Source organism: Burkholderia sp. Ac-20379, from assembly GCF_017104645.1.
In the GTDB taxonomy this organism is placed as follows: domain Bacteria; phylum Pseudomonadota; class Gammaproteobacteria; order Burkholderiales; family Burkholderiaceae; genus Burkholderia.
Map to the genome: position 1 here is coordinate 1 of NZ_JAAGPF010000068.1, position 15038 is coordinate 15038.

The 15038-nt window shown below is 66.9% G+C and carries 15 protein-coding genes; 11 read left to right on the forward strand and 4 right to left on the reverse strand.

Going from position 1 to position 15038, the window contains the following annotated elements:
* Nucleotides 1-351: 351 nt before the first annotated feature.
* Nucleotides 352-1275 carry a histone deacetylase family protein gene (locus G3N92_RS11960; RefSeq protein WP_206127682.1) on the forward strand — a complete coding sequence of 308 codons (924 nt, stop codon included), beginning with the start codon at nucleotides 352-354 and terminating at the stop codon, nucleotides 1273-1275.
* 23 nt (nucleotides 1276-1298) lie between these two features.
* Here G3N92_RS11960 and G3N92_RS11965 read toward each other — a convergent pair whose 3' ends face one another.
* Nucleotides 1299-2198: an alpha/beta hydrolase gene (locus tag G3N92_RS11965; protein WP_206127683.1), complete on the reverse strand. Its 900-nt coding sequence runs from the start codon at nucleotides 2196-2198 to the stop codon at nucleotides 1299-1301.
* Between the two features lie 228 nt (nucleotides 2199-2426).
* Here G3N92_RS11965 and G3N92_RS11970 point away from each other — a divergent pair, with 228 nt between their 5' ends.
* The 5 genes from G3N92_RS11970 to G3N92_RS11990 all read left to right on the forward strand — a co-directional run bounded on the left by G3N92_RS11970 (nucleotide 2427) and on the right by G3N92_RS11990 (nucleotide 8005).
* A complete protein-coding gene (locus G3N92_RS11970; protein WP_206127684.1) occupies nucleotides 2427-3461 on the forward strand; it encodes a methionine ABC transporter ATP-binding protein in 1035 nt (344 codons plus the stop codon).
* Nucleotides 3451-4104: a methionine ABC transporter permease gene (locus tag G3N92_RS11975; protein ID WP_206127685.1), complete on the forward strand. Its 654-nt coding sequence runs from the start codon at nucleotides 3451-3453 to the stop codon at nucleotides 4102-4104. Before G3N92_RS11970 ends, G3N92_RS11975 begins: the two co-directional genes overlap by 11 nt.
* Nucleotides 4105-4400: 296 nt before the next feature.
* A complete protein-coding gene (locus G3N92_RS11980; RefSeq protein WP_206127686.1) occupies nucleotides 4401-5159 on the forward strand; it encodes an electron transfer flavoprotein subunit beta/FixA family protein in 759 nt (252 codons plus the stop codon).
* A 12-nt stretch (nucleotides 5160-5171) separates the two neighbouring features.
* Nucleotides 5172-6107 carry an FAD-binding protein gene (locus G3N92_RS11985; RefSeq protein ID WP_206127687.1) on the forward strand — a complete coding sequence of 312 codons (936 nt, stop codon included), beginning with the start codon at nucleotides 5172-5174 and terminating at the stop codon, nucleotides 6105-6107.
* Nucleotides 6108-6214: 107 nt separating this feature from the next.
* Complete coding sequence (locus tag G3N92_RS11990) at nucleotides 6215-8005, forward strand: acyl-CoA dehydrogenase (protein ID WP_206127688.1); 1791 nt, start codon at nucleotides 6215-6217, stop codon at nucleotides 8003-8005.
* A gap of 78 nt (nucleotides 8006-8083) precedes the next feature.
* Here the strand turns inward: G3N92_RS11990 and G3N92_RS11995 are convergent, their stop codons facing one another.
* On the reverse strand, nucleotides 8084-9370 hold the full coding sequence (locus G3N92_RS11995) for a D-amino acid dehydrogenase (protein ID WP_206127689.1): 1287 nt from the start codon (nucleotides 9368-9370) through the stop codon (nucleotides 8084-8086).
* A gap of 146 nt (nucleotides 9371-9516) precedes the next feature.
* On the opposite strand from G3N92_RS11995, the gene G3N92_RS12000 reads away from it, so the two are divergent.
* Both G3N92_RS12000 and G3N92_RS12005 read left to right on the forward strand, forming a co-directional pair.
* On the forward strand, nucleotides 9517-10005 hold the full coding sequence (locus tag G3N92_RS12000) for an Lrp/AsnC ligand binding domain-containing protein (protein ID WP_206127690.1): 489 nt from the start codon (nucleotides 9517-9519) through the stop codon (nucleotides 10003-10005).
* A gap of 99 nt (nucleotides 10006-10104) precedes the next feature.
* Nucleotides 10105-11235, forward strand: a complete 1131-nt coding sequence (locus G3N92_RS12005; RefSeq protein WP_206127691.1) for a PA0069 family radical SAM protein — start codon at nucleotides 10105-10107, stop codon at nucleotides 11233-11235.
* 7 nt (nucleotides 11236-11242) lie between these two features.
* On the opposite strand, the gene G3N92_RS12010 is transcribed toward G3N92_RS12005, so the two are convergent.
* A complete protein-coding gene (locus G3N92_RS12010) occupies nucleotides 11243-11701 on the reverse strand; it encodes a TM2 domain-containing protein (protein WP_206127692.1) in 459 nt (152 codons plus the stop codon).
* A 62-nt stretch (nucleotides 11702-11763) separates the two neighbouring features.
* Nucleotides 11764-12966, reverse strand: a complete 1203-nt coding sequence (locus tag G3N92_RS12015; RefSeq protein WP_206127693.1) for a PQQ-dependent sugar dehydrogenase — start codon at nucleotides 12964-12966, stop codon at nucleotides 11764-11766.
* A 195-nt stretch (nucleotides 12967-13161) separates the two neighbouring features.
* On the opposite strand from G3N92_RS12015, the gene rpsP reads away from it, so the two are divergent.
* The 3 genes from rpsP to trmD are packed head-to-tail and all read left to right on the forward strand — an operon-like array spanning nucleotide 13162 to nucleotide 14972.
* Nucleotides 13162-13416 carry a 30S ribosomal protein S16 gene (rpsP, locus tag G3N92_RS12020; RefSeq protein ID WP_012734974.1) on the forward strand — a complete coding sequence of 85 codons (255 nt, stop codon included), beginning with the start codon at nucleotides 13162-13164 and terminating at the stop codon, nucleotides 13414-13416.
* 43 nt (nucleotides 13417-13459) lie between these two features.
* Nucleotides 13460-14173 carry a ribosome maturation factor RimM gene (gene rimM / locus G3N92_RS12025; RefSeq protein WP_206127694.1) on the forward strand — a complete coding sequence of 238 codons (714 nt, stop codon included), beginning with the start codon at nucleotides 13460-13462 and terminating at the stop codon, nucleotides 14171-14173.
* Nucleotide 14174: 1 nt separating this feature from the next.
* Nucleotides 14175-14972: a tRNA (guanosine(37)-N1)-methyltransferase TrmD gene (gene trmD / locus G3N92_RS12030; RefSeq protein ID WP_206127695.1), complete on the forward strand. Its 798-nt coding sequence runs from the start codon at nucleotides 14175-14177 to the stop codon at nucleotides 14970-14972.
* Nucleotides 14973-15038 lie beyond the last annotated feature (66 nt).

A 15038-nucleotide genomic window follows, 5' to 3' on the forward strand; every position in this document is an offset into this window, starting at 1 on the left:
CGCTCGCCGGTGCGGTGGCGATCGCGCCGGGCGGCTGCGCGGCCTGCGGGCCGGCCGGCGTCTGCGCGCATGCGGCCAGCGTCGCAACGGCTGCAGCGAGCACCAGGCTCTTGAGCGGGAAGCGGGAGGGCGAACGGAGCGAAGGGGAGACGGCGGACGATCGGAGAGTCATGGGTACCGGAGGAAGGGCGGCGCGATTGAGTTCGGGCCAGTATAACTGACGCTTTTGGTGCATCGGTTTGAGGCAGGGGCCAGTGTGGTAAGTTAGCGGCGAATCCACGCGCGACGACGCGTCGTCATCATCGAAGGAGACTCGCGGCACCGGTTTAGCCCATGCCGCGACACACGTCAATGGCCACCGCTTTTTATACGCATCCCGATTGCCTGCTGCACGAGATGGGCGAATGGCATCCGGAATGCCCGTCGCGGCTGTCGGCGATCCAGGATCAACTGATCGCCAGCCGGATCGACGACCTGATCGAGCACGAGAGCGCGCCGCTCGCGGCCGAAGCGGATCTGGCGCGCGTCCACACGCGCGCGCACATCGAATACCTCCGCACCAGCGCACCCGAAGCCGGCTACTTCGCGCTCGACCCCGACACCTCGATGAACCCGCATACCTGGCGCGCTGCGTTGCGCGCGGCCGGCGCGGCGATCGCGGCCACCGATGCGGTGATCGGCGGACGCTACGACAACGCGTTCTGCAGCGTGCGGCCGCCCGGCCATCACGCCGAACCGGCGCGCGCGATGGGCTTCTGCTTCTTCAACAACGTGGCGATCGCGGCGCGCCATGCGCTCGAGGTGCACGGGCTCGAACGCGTCGCCGTGATCGATTTCGACGTGCATCACGGCAACGGCACCGAGGCGGCGTTCGCGAACGACGCGCGCGTGCTGATGTGCAGCTTCTTCCAGCATCCGCTGTTCCCGTTCTCGGGCACCGAGCACCCGGCCGCGAACATGGTCAACGTGCCGGTGCCGGCGCGCACCAACGGCATGACGATCCGCGAAACGGTGGATCTGCTGTGGATGCCGCGGCTCGACGCGTTCCGGCCGCAGATGCTGTTCGTGTCGGCCGGCTTCGACGCGCATCGCGAGGACGACCTCGGCCGCATGGGGCTGGTCGAGGCCGACTACGAATGGCTGACCGCGCAGATCTGCGAGGTGGCGCGGCGACATGCGCAGGGCCGCATCGTCAGTTGCCTCGAGGGGGGCTACAACCTGTCGGCGCTCGGGCGCAGCGTGGTCGCGCATCTGCGCACGCTGGCCGGGATCTGAGCGCGGCGGCTGACCGCCGCGCCTCAGCTTCTCGCCACGATCCAGCCGATCAGCGCGCCGATCACGCGCTCGCGTTCGAGGTCGTTCATCGTCTCGTGATAGTTGCCTTCGTAGAGCGTCAGCGTCTTGTCGGCGGGGCCGGCCTGCGCGCCGAATTCGCGGCTGCCTTCGGGCTCCGTCAGCTTGTCGGCCGTGCCGTGATAGACGAGCGTGGGCAACGTCAGGGCCCCGCGGCCGCGCGCGATCCGCGTCATCGCTTCCAGGATTTCCGCGCCGGTGCGGGCCGGCACCGCGCCGTGATGCACGAGCGGATCGGCGCGATTGGCGGCCACCACGGCCGGGTCGCGCGAGAGCAGCGCGGCGTCGATCTTCAATGCCGGAAAGCGCGGCCAGACGCGGCTGATGAAGCGGCTCGCGGCCAGCATCCAGCGCGGCACGTCGCGGCCGGGCGCCAGCGCCGGGCTCGACAGGATCAATCCGGAGAAGCGGCGGCCCCGGGCGTTCGCGCGCTCGATCGCGTAGAGCGCGGCGATCGCGCCGCCCATGCTGTGGCCCATCAGGAACAGCGGCGCATCGCTGCGGGCGCCGCGCGTTGCGAAATCGACGAGCGCGTCGGCATCGTCGAGATAGCGGTCGAACCGTTCGACCCAGGCGCGCGGGCCGGGCGAGCGGCCGTGGCCGCGAAGGTCGATGGCCACGAGTTCGATGCCGGCCGCGTTCAGCTTGCCGGCCAGCGCGTCGTAGCGGCGCGCGTGCTCGCCCAGCCCGTGGATCAGCGCGACCGTCGCGCGCGGTGCGTCGCCGGCCGGCCAGCGCCAGGCGGCCAGCTCGACGCCGTCGGCGGTGTGCACGCGCGCGGCGCGCACCGCCGCTTCATCTTCTGCGAGCCCTTCATGCCCCGGCGGGGGAAGCGTGGCGTTCATCGCGCGTGTCTCCGAAAGGGCGGATGGAAGTGCGGACGATCATAGTCGCGCCGTCGCCGCGTCGCGCGGATGCACTCCTCTAATTTCCGCAGGTTATGAAAGAAGCGGAATCGATTATTAAGGGAAATGAGGTGCTTGCGTTAAAATGCGCGGCTATTCCCGGATATGGCGGCGGCAGCCGGCGACGCCCGACACGATCGGCCTCGCAGCTTCCGCCGTTTTGTTTACATGATCGAAATTCGTAATCTCTCGCAGCGATTCGCCGGGCCGCAAGGCTGGACCGAAGCGCTGCGCAACGTCAATCTGACGATTCCCCGCGGCGAGGTGTTCGGCATCATCGGCCGCAGCGGCGCCGGCAAAAGCACGCTGGTGCGCACCATCAACCTGCTGACGCGCCCGACCGAGGGCGAGGTGGTGGTCGACGGCCGCGACCTGACGCGGCTGTCCGCCGACGATCTGCGCGGCGCGCGGCGCGACATCGGCATGATCTTCCAGCACTTCAACCTGCTGTCGTCGCGCACCGTCTATCAGAACGTCGCGCTGCCGCTGGAGCTGGCCGGCGCGAAGCGCGCCGAGATCGACGCGACCGTGCTGCCGCTGCTCGACCTGGTCGGGCTGACGGCGCAGAAGGATCGCTACCCGTCGCAGATCAGCGGCGGCCAGAAACAGCGCGTCGGCATCGCCCGCGCGCTGGCCAGCAAGCCGAAGGTGCTGCTGTCGGACGAAGCCACCTCGGCGCTCGACCCCGAAACCACGCGCGCGATTCTCGACCTGCTGCGCAAGATCAACCGCGAACTCGGCCTGACGATCGTGCTGATCACGCACCAGATGGAAGTGATCAAGCAGGTGTGCGACCGCGTGGCCGTGCTCGACGCCGGCCGCGTGGTGGAAACCGGCCCCGTCATCGACGTGTTCATGCAACCGCATCACGAAGTCACGCGCGCGCTGATCGGCGACGTGATCGCGCAGGAACTGCCGCCGGCGCTGAAGGCGCGCGTCGCCGAGAAGCTCAAGGGCGGCCGCAGCCATCTGCTGCGTCTGGCGTTTGCCGGCAACGGCGTCGACCAGCCGATCCTGTCGGAGACGATCCGCCGTTACGAACTGGATTTCAACATCCTGCACGGCCAGATCGACGAGATCCAGGGCCAGCCGTTCGGCTCGCTCGCGGTGCTCGCGGGCGGCGAACCGGGCAAGGTCGGCGAAGCGCTCGCGTATTTGCGCGAGCAGGGCGTGGTGGTCGAGGAGTTGTCGCATGTTGAGTGAAATGCTGGATATGTTCGTGCAGTCGTTCTGGGAGACGCTGATCATGGTCGGCATCTCCGGCGTGGTCGGCGCGCTGGTCGGGCTGCCGCTCGGCGTGCTGCTGTACCTGACCGATCGCCAGGGCGTGCTGCAGAACCTCGCCGTCAACCGCCTGCTTGGCGGGCTCGTCAATGCGGTGCGCTCGACGCCGTTCATCATCCTGCTGGTCGCGGTGATTCCGTTCACGCGGCTGATCGTCGGTTCGTCGATCGGCACGGCCGCGGCCGTGGTGCCGCTGACGCTGGCGTCCGCGCCGTTCATCGCGCGGCTGGTCGAGACGGCGCTGCGCGAAGTCGATCGGGGCCTGATCGAAGCGGCGCTCGCGATGGGCGCCACCACGCGCCAGATCGTGTTCAAGGTGCTGCTGCCCGAGGCATGGCCCGGCATCGTCGCGGGCCTGACCATTACGTTCGTGTCGCTGGTCGGCTATTCGGCGATGGCCGGCGCGATCGGCGGCGGCGGCCTGGGCGACCTTGGCATTCGCTACGGCTATCAGCGCTACGAACCGGACGTGATGTGGACGGTCGTGGCGATCCTGATCGTGTTCGTGCAGATCGTGCAGTCGTTCGGCGACTGGCTGGTGCGCCGCCTGAGCCACCGTTGAAGCGCGCCGCGGCAGCGCGAATGTCGAATTCGGGCCGGCGTTTGCCGGCCGTTTTCCATGTCGTATCGGTGGCGCAGCATCGCGCGTGCCGCCGATTAGAGGCGGGGGTCCAGAACCCGCGCTTGGCTTGAGGGATTTTTCTCCCCTAAAATAGAACGATCGTTCGCTATTGCCGGCGTGTCGCCGAATGACGTTATCCTCGTCGGTCGAGGGGCCAGATGGCTCCGCTTGCCGCCCTGATGGTGGCGACGCTATAAAATGGCCGTCGGTCGTATTCGTAACTTTGGAGCGTGTGCATGAAAATCCTGGTGCCGGTAAAAAGAGTGGTCGACTACAACGTGAAGGTGCGCGTGAAGTCGGACGGAACGGGCGTCGATATCGCGAACGTGAAGATGTCGATGAACCCGTTCGATGAGATTGCCGTGGAAGAGGCGGTGCGCCTGAAGGAAGCGGGCGTGGCGACCGAAGTGATCGCCGTGTCGATCGGTGTGGCGCAGGCGCAGGAAACGCTGCGCACGGCGCTGGCGATCGGGGCCGACCGCGCGATCCTGGTGGAAGCGGGCACGGCCGATGCAGGCGTGGAGCCGCTGGCCGTGGCGAAGATCCTCAAGGCGCTGGTCGACAAGGAGCAGCCGCAACTGGTGATCCTCGGCAAGCAGGCGATCGACGACGATTCGAACCAGACGGGCCAGATGCTGGCCGCGCTGGCCGGCCTGCCGCAAGCGACGTTCGCCTCGAAGGTGACGATCGCCGACGGCCGCGCGACCGTCGCACGCGAAGTGGACGGCGGTTCGGAAACGCTGTCGCTCACGCTGCCGGCCGTGGTCACCACCGATCTTCGCCTGAACGAGCCGCGCTACGTGACGCTGCCGAACATCATGAAGGCGAAGAAGAAGCCCCTGGAAAACGTCAAGCCGGAAGACCTCGGCGTGGACGTCGCGCCGCGCCTGAAGACGCTGAAGGTGGCCGAGCCGCCCAAGCGCGCGGCGGGTGTGAAGGTGGCCGACGTGAAGACGCTGGTCGAGAAGCTGAAGACCGAAGCGAAAGTGCTGTAAGGGGAGACAAAGATGACGATTCTGATCATTGCCGAACACGACAATGCCTCGATCAAGGCCGCGACGCTGAACACGGTGGCCGCCGCCCAGAAGATCGGCGGCGACATTCACGTGCTGGTGGCCGGCGGCAACGCGCAGGCCGCCGCCGATGCCGCGGCGAAGATCGCCGGCGTGGCGAAGGTGCTGCTGGCCGACGCGCCGCATCTGGCCGAAGGCCTGGCCGAAAACGTCGAAGCGACGGTGCTGAACATTGCGAAGGACTACTCGCATATCCTCGCGCCGGCCACCGCGTACGGCAAGAACGTCGCGCCGCGCATCGCAGCGAAGCTCGACGTCGCGCAAATTTCGGACATCACGGCCGTCGATAGCGCCGACACGTTCGAGCGCCCGATCTACGCGGGCAACGCGATCGCAACGGTGCAATCGAGCGATCCGATCAAGGTGATCACGGTGCGCGCGACCGGCTTCGACCCGGTGGCGGCCGAAGGCGGCAGCGCGGCGGTCGAGAAGATCGAGGCGGCGGCCGATTCGGGCAAGTCGCAGTTCGTGAATCGCGAAGTGACGAAGCTGGATCGTCCGGAGCTGACGAGCGCGAAGATCATTGTGTCGGGCGGCCGGGGCCTGGGCAGCGGCGAGAACTACACGGCGACGCTGGAGCCGCTGGCCGACAAGCTCGGTGCGGCGCTGGGCGCCTCGCGCGCGGCGGTGGATGCGGGCTACGTGCCGAACGATTTCCAGGTTGGGCAGACGGGCAAGATCGTCGCGCCGCAGCTGTACATCGCGGTGGGGATTTCGGGTGCGATCCAGCATCTGGCCGGGATGAAGGATTCGAAGGTGATCGTCGCGATCAACAAGGACGAGGAAGCGCCGATTTTCAGCGTGGCCGATTACGGCATCGTGGGCGATCTGTTCACGGTCGTGCCGGAGCTCGTGACGGCACTCGGCTGAGCGCCGGCCGCCAAGCGCATCGGTTGACGACGCGCCGATAAGCACGACAAAGGGGCGCAGCGAGCGCCCCTTTTTTTGACCATAAGCAGACAGAGGAGAGGAGCACCATGAGCTACATCGCGCCCGTCAAGGACATGCTGTTCGTGATGAAGGAGCTGGCCGGCATCGACGACGTCGCGAAGCTGCCCGGCTTCGAGGACGCCGGCTTCGACACCGCGCAGGCCGTGCTCGACGAGTCGGCGAAGTTCTGCGGCGAGGTGCTCGCGCCGCTGAACGTCGAAGGCGACCGGCAGCCCAGCTCGTGGAGCCAGGGCGCGGTGACGGCGACGGCCGGTTTCGGCGACGCGTTCCGCCAGTTCGTCGCGGGCGGCTGGCAGGGGCTGCAGCATCCGGTCGAGTACGACGGCCAGGGCTTGCCGAAGCTGATCGCCACGCCGTGCATCGAGATGCTCAATGCCTCGAATCTGTCGTTCGCGCTGTGTCCGCTGCTGACCGACGGCGCCATCGAGGCGCTGCTGACGGCCGGCAGCGACGAGCAGAAATCGCGCTACGTGCCGAAGCTGATCTCCGGCGAGTGGACCGGCACGATGAACCTGACCGAGCCGCAGGCCGGTTCCGATCTCGCGCTGGTGCGCTCGCGCGCCGAGCCGCAGGGCGACGGTAGCTTCAAGGTGTTCGGCACCAAGATCTTCATCACCTGGGGCGAGCACGACATGGCGGACAACATCGTCCACCTCGTGCTGGCCCGCATCCCGAACGCGCCCGACGGCGTGAAGGGCATTTCGCTGTTCATCGTGCCGAAGTTCCTCGTCAACGAGGACGGCAGCCTCGGCGAGCGCAACGACGTGCATTGCGTGTCGATCGAGCACAAGCTCGGCATCAAGGCGAGCCCCACCGCCGTGCTGCAATACGGCGATCACGGCGGCGCGATCGGCTATCTGATCGGCGAGGAGAATCGCGGCCTCGAATACATGTTCATCATGATGAACGCCGCCCGTTTCGGCGTGGGCATGCAGGGCATCGGCGTGGCCGATCGCGCCTATCAGAAGGCTGCCGCGTTCGCGAAGGAGCGCGTGCAGAGCCGCCCCGTCGACGGTTCCGCCAAACAATCCGTCACGATCATCCATCACCCCGACGTGCGCCGCATGCTCGGCACGATGCGCGCGCTGACCGAAGGCGCGCGCGCGCTGGCCTACGTGGCCGCCGCGCACAGCGATCAGGCGCACGCGCATGCCGATGCGGCCGAGCGCGCCCGTCACCAGGCGATCTACGAATACCTGGTGCCGATCGTCAAGGGTTGGAGCACGGAGATGGTCAACGAGGTGGCGAGCCTCGGCGTGCAGGTGCACGGCGGCATGGGCTTCATCGAGGAAACGGGCGCTGCGCAGTATTACCGCGACGCGCGCATTCTCGCGATCTACGAAGGCACCACGGCGATCCAGGCCAACGATCTGGTCGGCCGCAAGACCGTGCGCGACGGCGGCGCGGTGGCGAAGGCGCTGCTGGCCGGGATCGGCGAAACCGTCGAGGCGCTCGGCGCCGAGGACACGCCGGCGTTCGCCGCGATGCGCAAGCATCTGGCCGGCGGTGCGACGGCATTGAGTGCGGTGGTCGATTACGTGGTCGCGCAAACGAAGGGCGATCCGAACGCCGTGTTTCTCGGCAGCGTGCCGTACCTGAAGCTGGCCGGCATCGTGCTGTGCGGCTGGCAGATGGCGCGTGCGCTGCTCGCCGCGCAACGCAACCGCACCGACGATACGGCGTTCCACGACGCGAAGATCGCGATCGCGCAGTTCTACGCGCAGCATGTGCTCGTGCAGGCGAACGGCATCGCCGAATCGATCGTCGGCGCGACGGGCAAGGACAGCGTGCTGATGTTGACCGAAGACCAGTTCTGAACCGGGCGGCGCATTTGCCGCGGTCGTGAAAAAGGGCACCCTCGGGTGCCCTTTCTTCATGGGTGCCGCTGCCGCCGGTCAGGCGTAGGCCGGACGCGTGCTGCCGCCGGCTTCGCTCAGATAGCGATGCACGGACAGATCGTCGGCCTGGATCGCCGGCTTCTTGCCCGACATCAGATCGGCGAGCAGTTGGCCCGAACCGCACGACATCGTCCAGCCGAGCGTGCCGTGGCCGGTGTTCAGGAACAGGTTCGGCATCGGCGTGCGGCCGACGATCGGCGTGCCGTCCGGCGTCATCGGGCGCAGGCCCGTCCAGAACGTGGCCTTCGCGGTGTCGCCGCCGCCCGGGAACAGATCGTTCACGCACATTTCGAGCGTTTCGCGGCGCGCCTGGTTCAGGCGCTTGTCGAACCCGGCGATCTCGGCCATGCCGCCCACGCGGATCCGCGAATCGAAACGCGTGATCGCGATCTTGTAGGTTTCGTCGAGCACGGTCGACACGGGAGCCGACTCGGCGTTGACGATCGGCGCCGTGATCGAATAGCCCTTGAGCGGATAGACCGGGATCTTGACGAGGTTCGACAGGAACTGCGTCGAATACGAACCGAGCGCCACCACATAGGCGTCGGCGCGCACCAGTTCGCTGCCGCACTGCACGCCCGCGATCCGGCCGCCGGCCACGGCGAGCGCGTCGATCGACGTGTTGTAGCGGAATTGCACGCCCAGTTCCTCGGCCATCGCGGCGAGGCGCGTGGTGAACAACTGGCAGTCGCCGGTTTCGTCGCCCGGCAGGCGCAGGCCGCCCGTCAGCTTGTGCGACACGGCGCCCAGCGCCGGCTCGGCGTTCTTCAGTTGATCGGCCGTCAGCAGCTCGAACGGCACGTTGGCGTCGCGCAGCACGGCGATGTCCTTCGCCGCGCCGTCGAATTGCGCCTGCGTGCGGAACAGTTGCAGCGTGCCGCCGGTGCGCCCTTCGTACTGGATGCCGGTGTCGGCGCGCAGCGCCTGGAAACAATCGCGGCTGTACTCGGCGAGGCGCACCATGCGGCCCTTGTTCACCGCATAGCGCTCGGCCGTGCAGTTGCGCAGCATCTGCCACATCCATTGCAACTGGAAGCGCGAGCCGTCGAGGCGGATCGCGAGCGGCGCGTGCTTCTCGAACATCCATTTGACGGCCTTCAGCGGCACGCCGGGTGCGGCCCAGGGCGCAGCATAGCCGGGCGAGATCTGGCCGGCATTGGCGAAGCTCGTCTCGAGCGCCGGGCCGGCCTCGCGATCGATCACCGTCACTTCATGGCCGGCGCGCGCCAGATAATAGGCGCTCGTCACGCCCACCACACCGCTTCCGAGAATCACGACACGCATAGCTGCTCCAGAGGGAAAAAAGCCGGAACGCCTCGGGGATGCACCTGCATCGCTGCCTTCACGTTACGACCTAGTTTTTTCCGCTATGGTATTGTCCGCGTTCCAGTTTTTGTTATTGTATTTTTTCGATTTTTAGAAAAAACCGGATGAGAACCCAACGTCAACCAGTCCGCGCCCTCGACAAGCTCGATCGCCGCATCCTGAAACTGCTCCAGGCGGACGGCCGCATGGCCATGAAGGACCTCGCCGAGCAGGTTGGCCTGACCGTCACGCCGTGCATCGAGCGCGTGCGGCGCATGGAACGCGACGGCGTGATCACCGGCTATCACGCTCGCGTCGATCCGGCCTTGTTGGGCGCGGCGCTGCTGGTGTTCGTCGAGATCACGCTCGACCACAAGAGCGGCAACATGTTCGAGCAGTTCCGCCGCGAGGTCATGAAGATCGACGAGGTGCTCGAATGCCACCTGGTTTCCGGCGATTTCGACTACCTGATCAAGGCCCGTATCGGCGAAATGGCAGATTACCGGAAGCTGCTCGGCGACATCCTGTTGCAACTGCCTGGCGCCGTGCAGTCCAAGAGCTATGTGGTGATGGAGGAGATCAAGGAGACGTTGACCATCTCGGTCGAGGACTGATCCACTCGCCAGCTTGGCGCGCCGCGCCAAATACTGTATAAATAAACAGTATTTGGCGCGGCGAATTTTCGCCTGCGCCGTTCGTGACGAAGGGGCGTGATGAGCGATCGATCCGATGTCGAATACCCGGTGGCGCCGCCCGCGCCGCGCAAGGGGCGTGGCGCGGTGGGCAACCTGCAGGGCCGCTACGAGCGCGACCAGCGCGAGACGGTCGACGACGGCTGGGCCGGCGAGGCAGACGAAGCCCGTCCGGCGCTGCGCACGCAGGTGTTCGACGAGCGCGCCAAGAGCATTCTCACGCGCAACGCGTCGCCCGATATTCCGTTCAACGTGTCGCTGAACCCGTATCGCGGTTGCGAGCACGGCTGCATCTACTGTTTCGCACGGCCCACGCACAGCTATCTGGGTTTGTCGCCGGGGCTCGATTTCGAAAGCCGGATCTACGCCAAGGTCAACGCGGCCGAGCTGCTCGAGCGCGAGCTCGGCAAGCGCGGCTACGTGCCCGAGCCGATCGCGCTCGGCGTCAATACCGATGCCTACCAGCCGTGCGAGCGCGAGCGGCGCATCACGCGCGACGTGATTCAGGTCATGCACGATCACGGGCAGCCGTTCGCGGCGATCACCAAGAATTCGCTGATCGAGCGCGATCTCGACTTGCTCGCGCCGATGGCCGAGCGCGGCCAGGTCATGGCGGCCGTCACGATCACCACGCTCGACGCCGATCTGGCCCGCGCGCTCGAACCGCGCGCGGCCACGCCGTCGCGGCGGCTGCGCACGATCCGCGCGTTGCGCGATGCGGGCGTGCCGGTGGGCGTCAGCATCGCGCCGGTCATTCCGTTCGTCACCGAGCCCGATCTGGAGCGCGTGCTCGAAGCGTGCGCCGAGGCCGGCGCGACGCATGCGAGCTATATCGTGCTGCGCCTGCCGTGGGAAGTCGCGCCGCTGTTTCGCGAATGGCTCGCCGCGCACTTTCCCGATCGCGCCGAGCGCGTGATGGCGCGCGTGCGCGACATGCGCGGCGGCAAGGATTACGAATCGGATTTCGCGAGCCGGATGAAGGGCGAGGGCCTGTGGGCCGACCTGATGAAGCAGCGCTTCCGTCAGGCGGCCAAGCGTCTCGGTTTGAACGAGCGCAGGCGCGGCATTCTCGACTTCTCGCAGTTCTGCGCGCCGCAGCCGGCCAGGGCGCGCGCCGCGGCCGCCGTCACGCCGCAACTGAGCCTGTTCTAGCCGGCGCTTATTGCGACAGTTCCTTGGCAGCCTGCACCTGCGATTCGAAGTAGGTCTGGAACGACAGCGCAAGCGAGGTCATCAGCAGGAACGCGCCGATCAGCAGCGAAAAGATCACGATGAAGATCACCGTCCAGCCCGACTGGCTGTGCTGCTCGCTCGACGCATTGAATTGCGCGTCCCACTTGTCGTCGGCGCGCAGCCCGTAGACGATCGCTGCCAGAAACGCGGCAAGCAACGAGATCGCGCCCGGCGCGGCGAGCGCCCAGCCGAGCAGCGAGGCGCGTTCGGTGTGCTGGAGCAGCAGCAGGCCGGGCACGCCGAGCAGCGTGCCGGCCAGATGCGCCCAGCCGGCCGGGTCGCGCCGGCCATACAGATAGAAGCGATGTGCGCCGAGCGAGCCGAACAGAAAGGCGAGCGCGGCGGTGACGGTTTTCGAGCGGAAACGCGGCGGTTGGCTGAGCATGACGAACCGGTAGGGAAGGCGGCGCGGAACGGGCGGCGCAACCATTGCGCCGATGGCGCATTCTACGGCGCGGCGCCCGGCCGATTGTCGGGCGCGCCCGGGTGCCCGGTATAAGTGATCCGGTAGATGGCGCCGGCGTAGTCGTCGCTCACGAGCAGCGAGCCGTCGGGCAGCGGCAGCACATCGGCCGGGCGGCCCCACACCTCGTCGCCGGCCTGCAGCCAGCCCTGCGCGAACACTTGCTGGCCGGTCGTGCGCCCGTCCGGTCCGATATTCACGCGCACCACGCGGTAGCCGACCTTGCTGCTGCGATTCCACGAGCCGTGCTCGGCGATGAAGATCGCGTTGCGGTAGTCGGCCGGAAACATCGTGCCCGTGTAGAAGCGCATGCCGAGCGCGGCCACGTGCGCGCCAAGCTTGGACGCAGGCGGCGTGAAGCCGCTGCACGGGTGGCCGCGGCCGTACTGCGGATCGGCGATGTCGCCGGCGTGGCAATACGGGTAGCCGAAGTCGAGTCCTGCGCGCGGCGCCTGATTCAGTTCGTCGTCGGGGCGGTCGTCGCCGAGCATGTCGCGGCCGTTGTCGGTGAACCACAGCGCGTGCGTCGACGGATGCCAGTCGAACCCGACCGTATTGCGGATGCCGCGTGCGAACACCTGGTAATCGCTGCCGTCGGGGTTCATGCGGCCGAGCATCGCGTAGCGGTCGCGATCCGGCTCGCAGATGTTGCAGGGCGCGCCGACCGGCACGTAGAGCTTGCCGTCGGGGCCGAACGCGATGAATTTCCAGCCGTGCTGCCGATCGGCCGGCAGCTTGTCGGTCACCAGTGCCGGCTTGGGCGGCGCGGCGAGCTGGTCGTCGATGCGGTCGAGGCGCAGGATCCGCGAGATCGCGGAAATGTAGAGCGCGCCGTCTCGGTAGGCCACGCCCACCGGCATCTCCAGCCCCGACGCCACCACATGCCGCGCCACCACGCGGCCGTCGCGCAGCGTCAGCGCATGTACGCTGCCTTCTGTCGAGCCGACATAGAGAATGCCGCGCGGCGACCAGGCCATCTCGCGAGCATTCGCGATGTCGGCCGCCAGCACCTCCACATGGAAGCCGGGCGGCACGCTCAGCTTGTCGACGGGCGGTGCGGCGGCCAGGCTGGTGTGTGCGGCGAGGCCGGCGGCCGACAGGGTCAGGCCGGCGATGGCGAGACGTCGCCCGCAACGGCGAGCGGCGGCGAGTGGGTGGCAGAGAGCACGGAACGCGGCTGAGGGCATGGGCGGTCGGCGGGTCGAGTGCGATGCGGCGGCACGGTTCAATCAGTGTAGGCGCTTGGCGGCGGAACGCCGCGGCCACCGGCCATTTGGCCGTGTCGCGCTTTTTTATGCCGTAAGTGTTTGTTATGTCTTTGGTTTCCCGCTATAATCGCGGGTTTCAGCAGTTCCGAACCCGGTTTTCCCGAAGGATTTCATATGGTTATCATCCGTCTGGCTCGCGGTGGCTCGAAGAAGCGCCCGTTCTACAACATCGTCGCTACCGATTCGCGCAACCGTCGTGACGGCCGCTTCATCGAGCGCGTTGGCTTCTACAACCCGGTCGCCACGAAGGGCGAATCGCTGCGTATCGCTCAGGATCGTCTGACGTACTGGCAAGGCGTTGGCGCACAACTGTCGCCGACCGTCGCTCGCCTCGTGAAGGAAGCGCAAAAGGCACAACCGGCTGCCTGATATGGCACGGTTTTCCGGTAATCGCGGCCGAGAGGTGGTCTGAATGTCCGGTCACGATTCATCCGGCGATGTCAAAGGCGGCACACGCGAAGCGTCAGCGTTTGGCGTGTTTGTCCGCAAACCGGTTGGGCGCGCCCCTGAAAAGGGCGGTGCAAAGCCGGCAGCAGCAAGCGGTAACCCGGGTCAAGCCTCGGTCGGCATCGGTGCGGCGCAAGCCTGGCCCGACGATGCGATCGAGGTCGGCGCGATCGTCGATGCCTACGGCCTCAAGGGCTGGGTCAAGATCGTGCCCCATTCGGGCGTGGGCCGAGGCGGCGATGCGCTGCTGAAGGCGCGCCTCTGGTGGCTCGAGAAAGGGGCGGAACGTCTGTCCGTCAGCATCACGCAGTCGAAAACGCACGCCGATACTGTGGTCGCGCACTTGGCCGGTCTGGCCGATCGCGATCAGGCCCTGGCGTTGCGTGGCTACCGTGTGTTCCTGCGCCGTGAGGATTTCCCGGCGCTCGGCAACGACGAATTCTACTGGGTCGACCTGATCGGTCTCGATGTCGTCAACGAAGCGGGTGTCGAACTCGGCCGCGTCGGCGACATGATCGACAACGGCGTGCATTCGATCATGCGCGTCGACTACCCGGCCAGCAGCAAGGATGGCAAGCCCGTCACGGGCGAGCGCCTGATCCCGTTCGTCGGGGTGTACGTGAAAACGGTCGACCAGGCGGCGAAGCGCATCGTCGTCGACTGGGAAGTCGATTACTGAAATGAACGACGCACAGGAGCGCGCGATGCAGTTCGATGTCGTCACGCTCTTTCCCGAGATGTTCCATGCGCTGACCGGTTGGGGAATCACCAGCCGGGCGGTCAAGCAGGAGCGCTTCGGGTTGCGCACGTGGAATCCGCGCGATTTCACCACGGACAACTACCGCACGGTCGACGATCGGCCCTACGGCGGCGGTCCGGGCATGGTGATGCTTGCCAAGCCGCTCGAGGCAGCGATCGGTGCGGCCAAGGCCGCGCAGGCCGAGCAGGGCATTGCGTCCACTCGCGTGGTGATGATGTCGCCGCAAGGCGCGCCGCTCACCCACGAACGCGTGGTGCGCATGGCGACCGAGCCGGGCGTCGTGCTGCTGTGTGGCCGCTACGAAGCGATCGACCAGCGTTTGCTCGATCGTGTCGTCGACGAAGAAATCAGCCTCGGCGATTTCGTGCTGTCGGGCGGCGAACTGCCGGCGATGGCGCTGATGGATGCCGTGGTGCGCCTGCTGCCGGGCGTGCTGAACGATTCGCAATCGGCCGTGCAGGACAGTTTCGTGCACGGTTTGCTCGATTGTCCGCATTACACGCGCCCCGAGGAATACGACGGCGTGCGGGTGCCCGATGTGCTGCTTGGCGGCCATCACGCGGAAATCGAGAAGTGGCGGCGGCAGGAAGCGCTGCGCAATACCTGGCAGAAGCGGCCCGATCTGATCGAGCGGGCACGCAAGCAACGGTTGTTGAGCCGTGCCGACGAGGCATGGCTCGCAAGTCTCGCGAAGGCCGCGAGGGAAGCTTCGAACTGAAGCCTTTCCGTGGTGGTCCGGGAAAAAGGCGGTGTCGTGCATGCGTGCGCGGCGCCAGATGTGAAT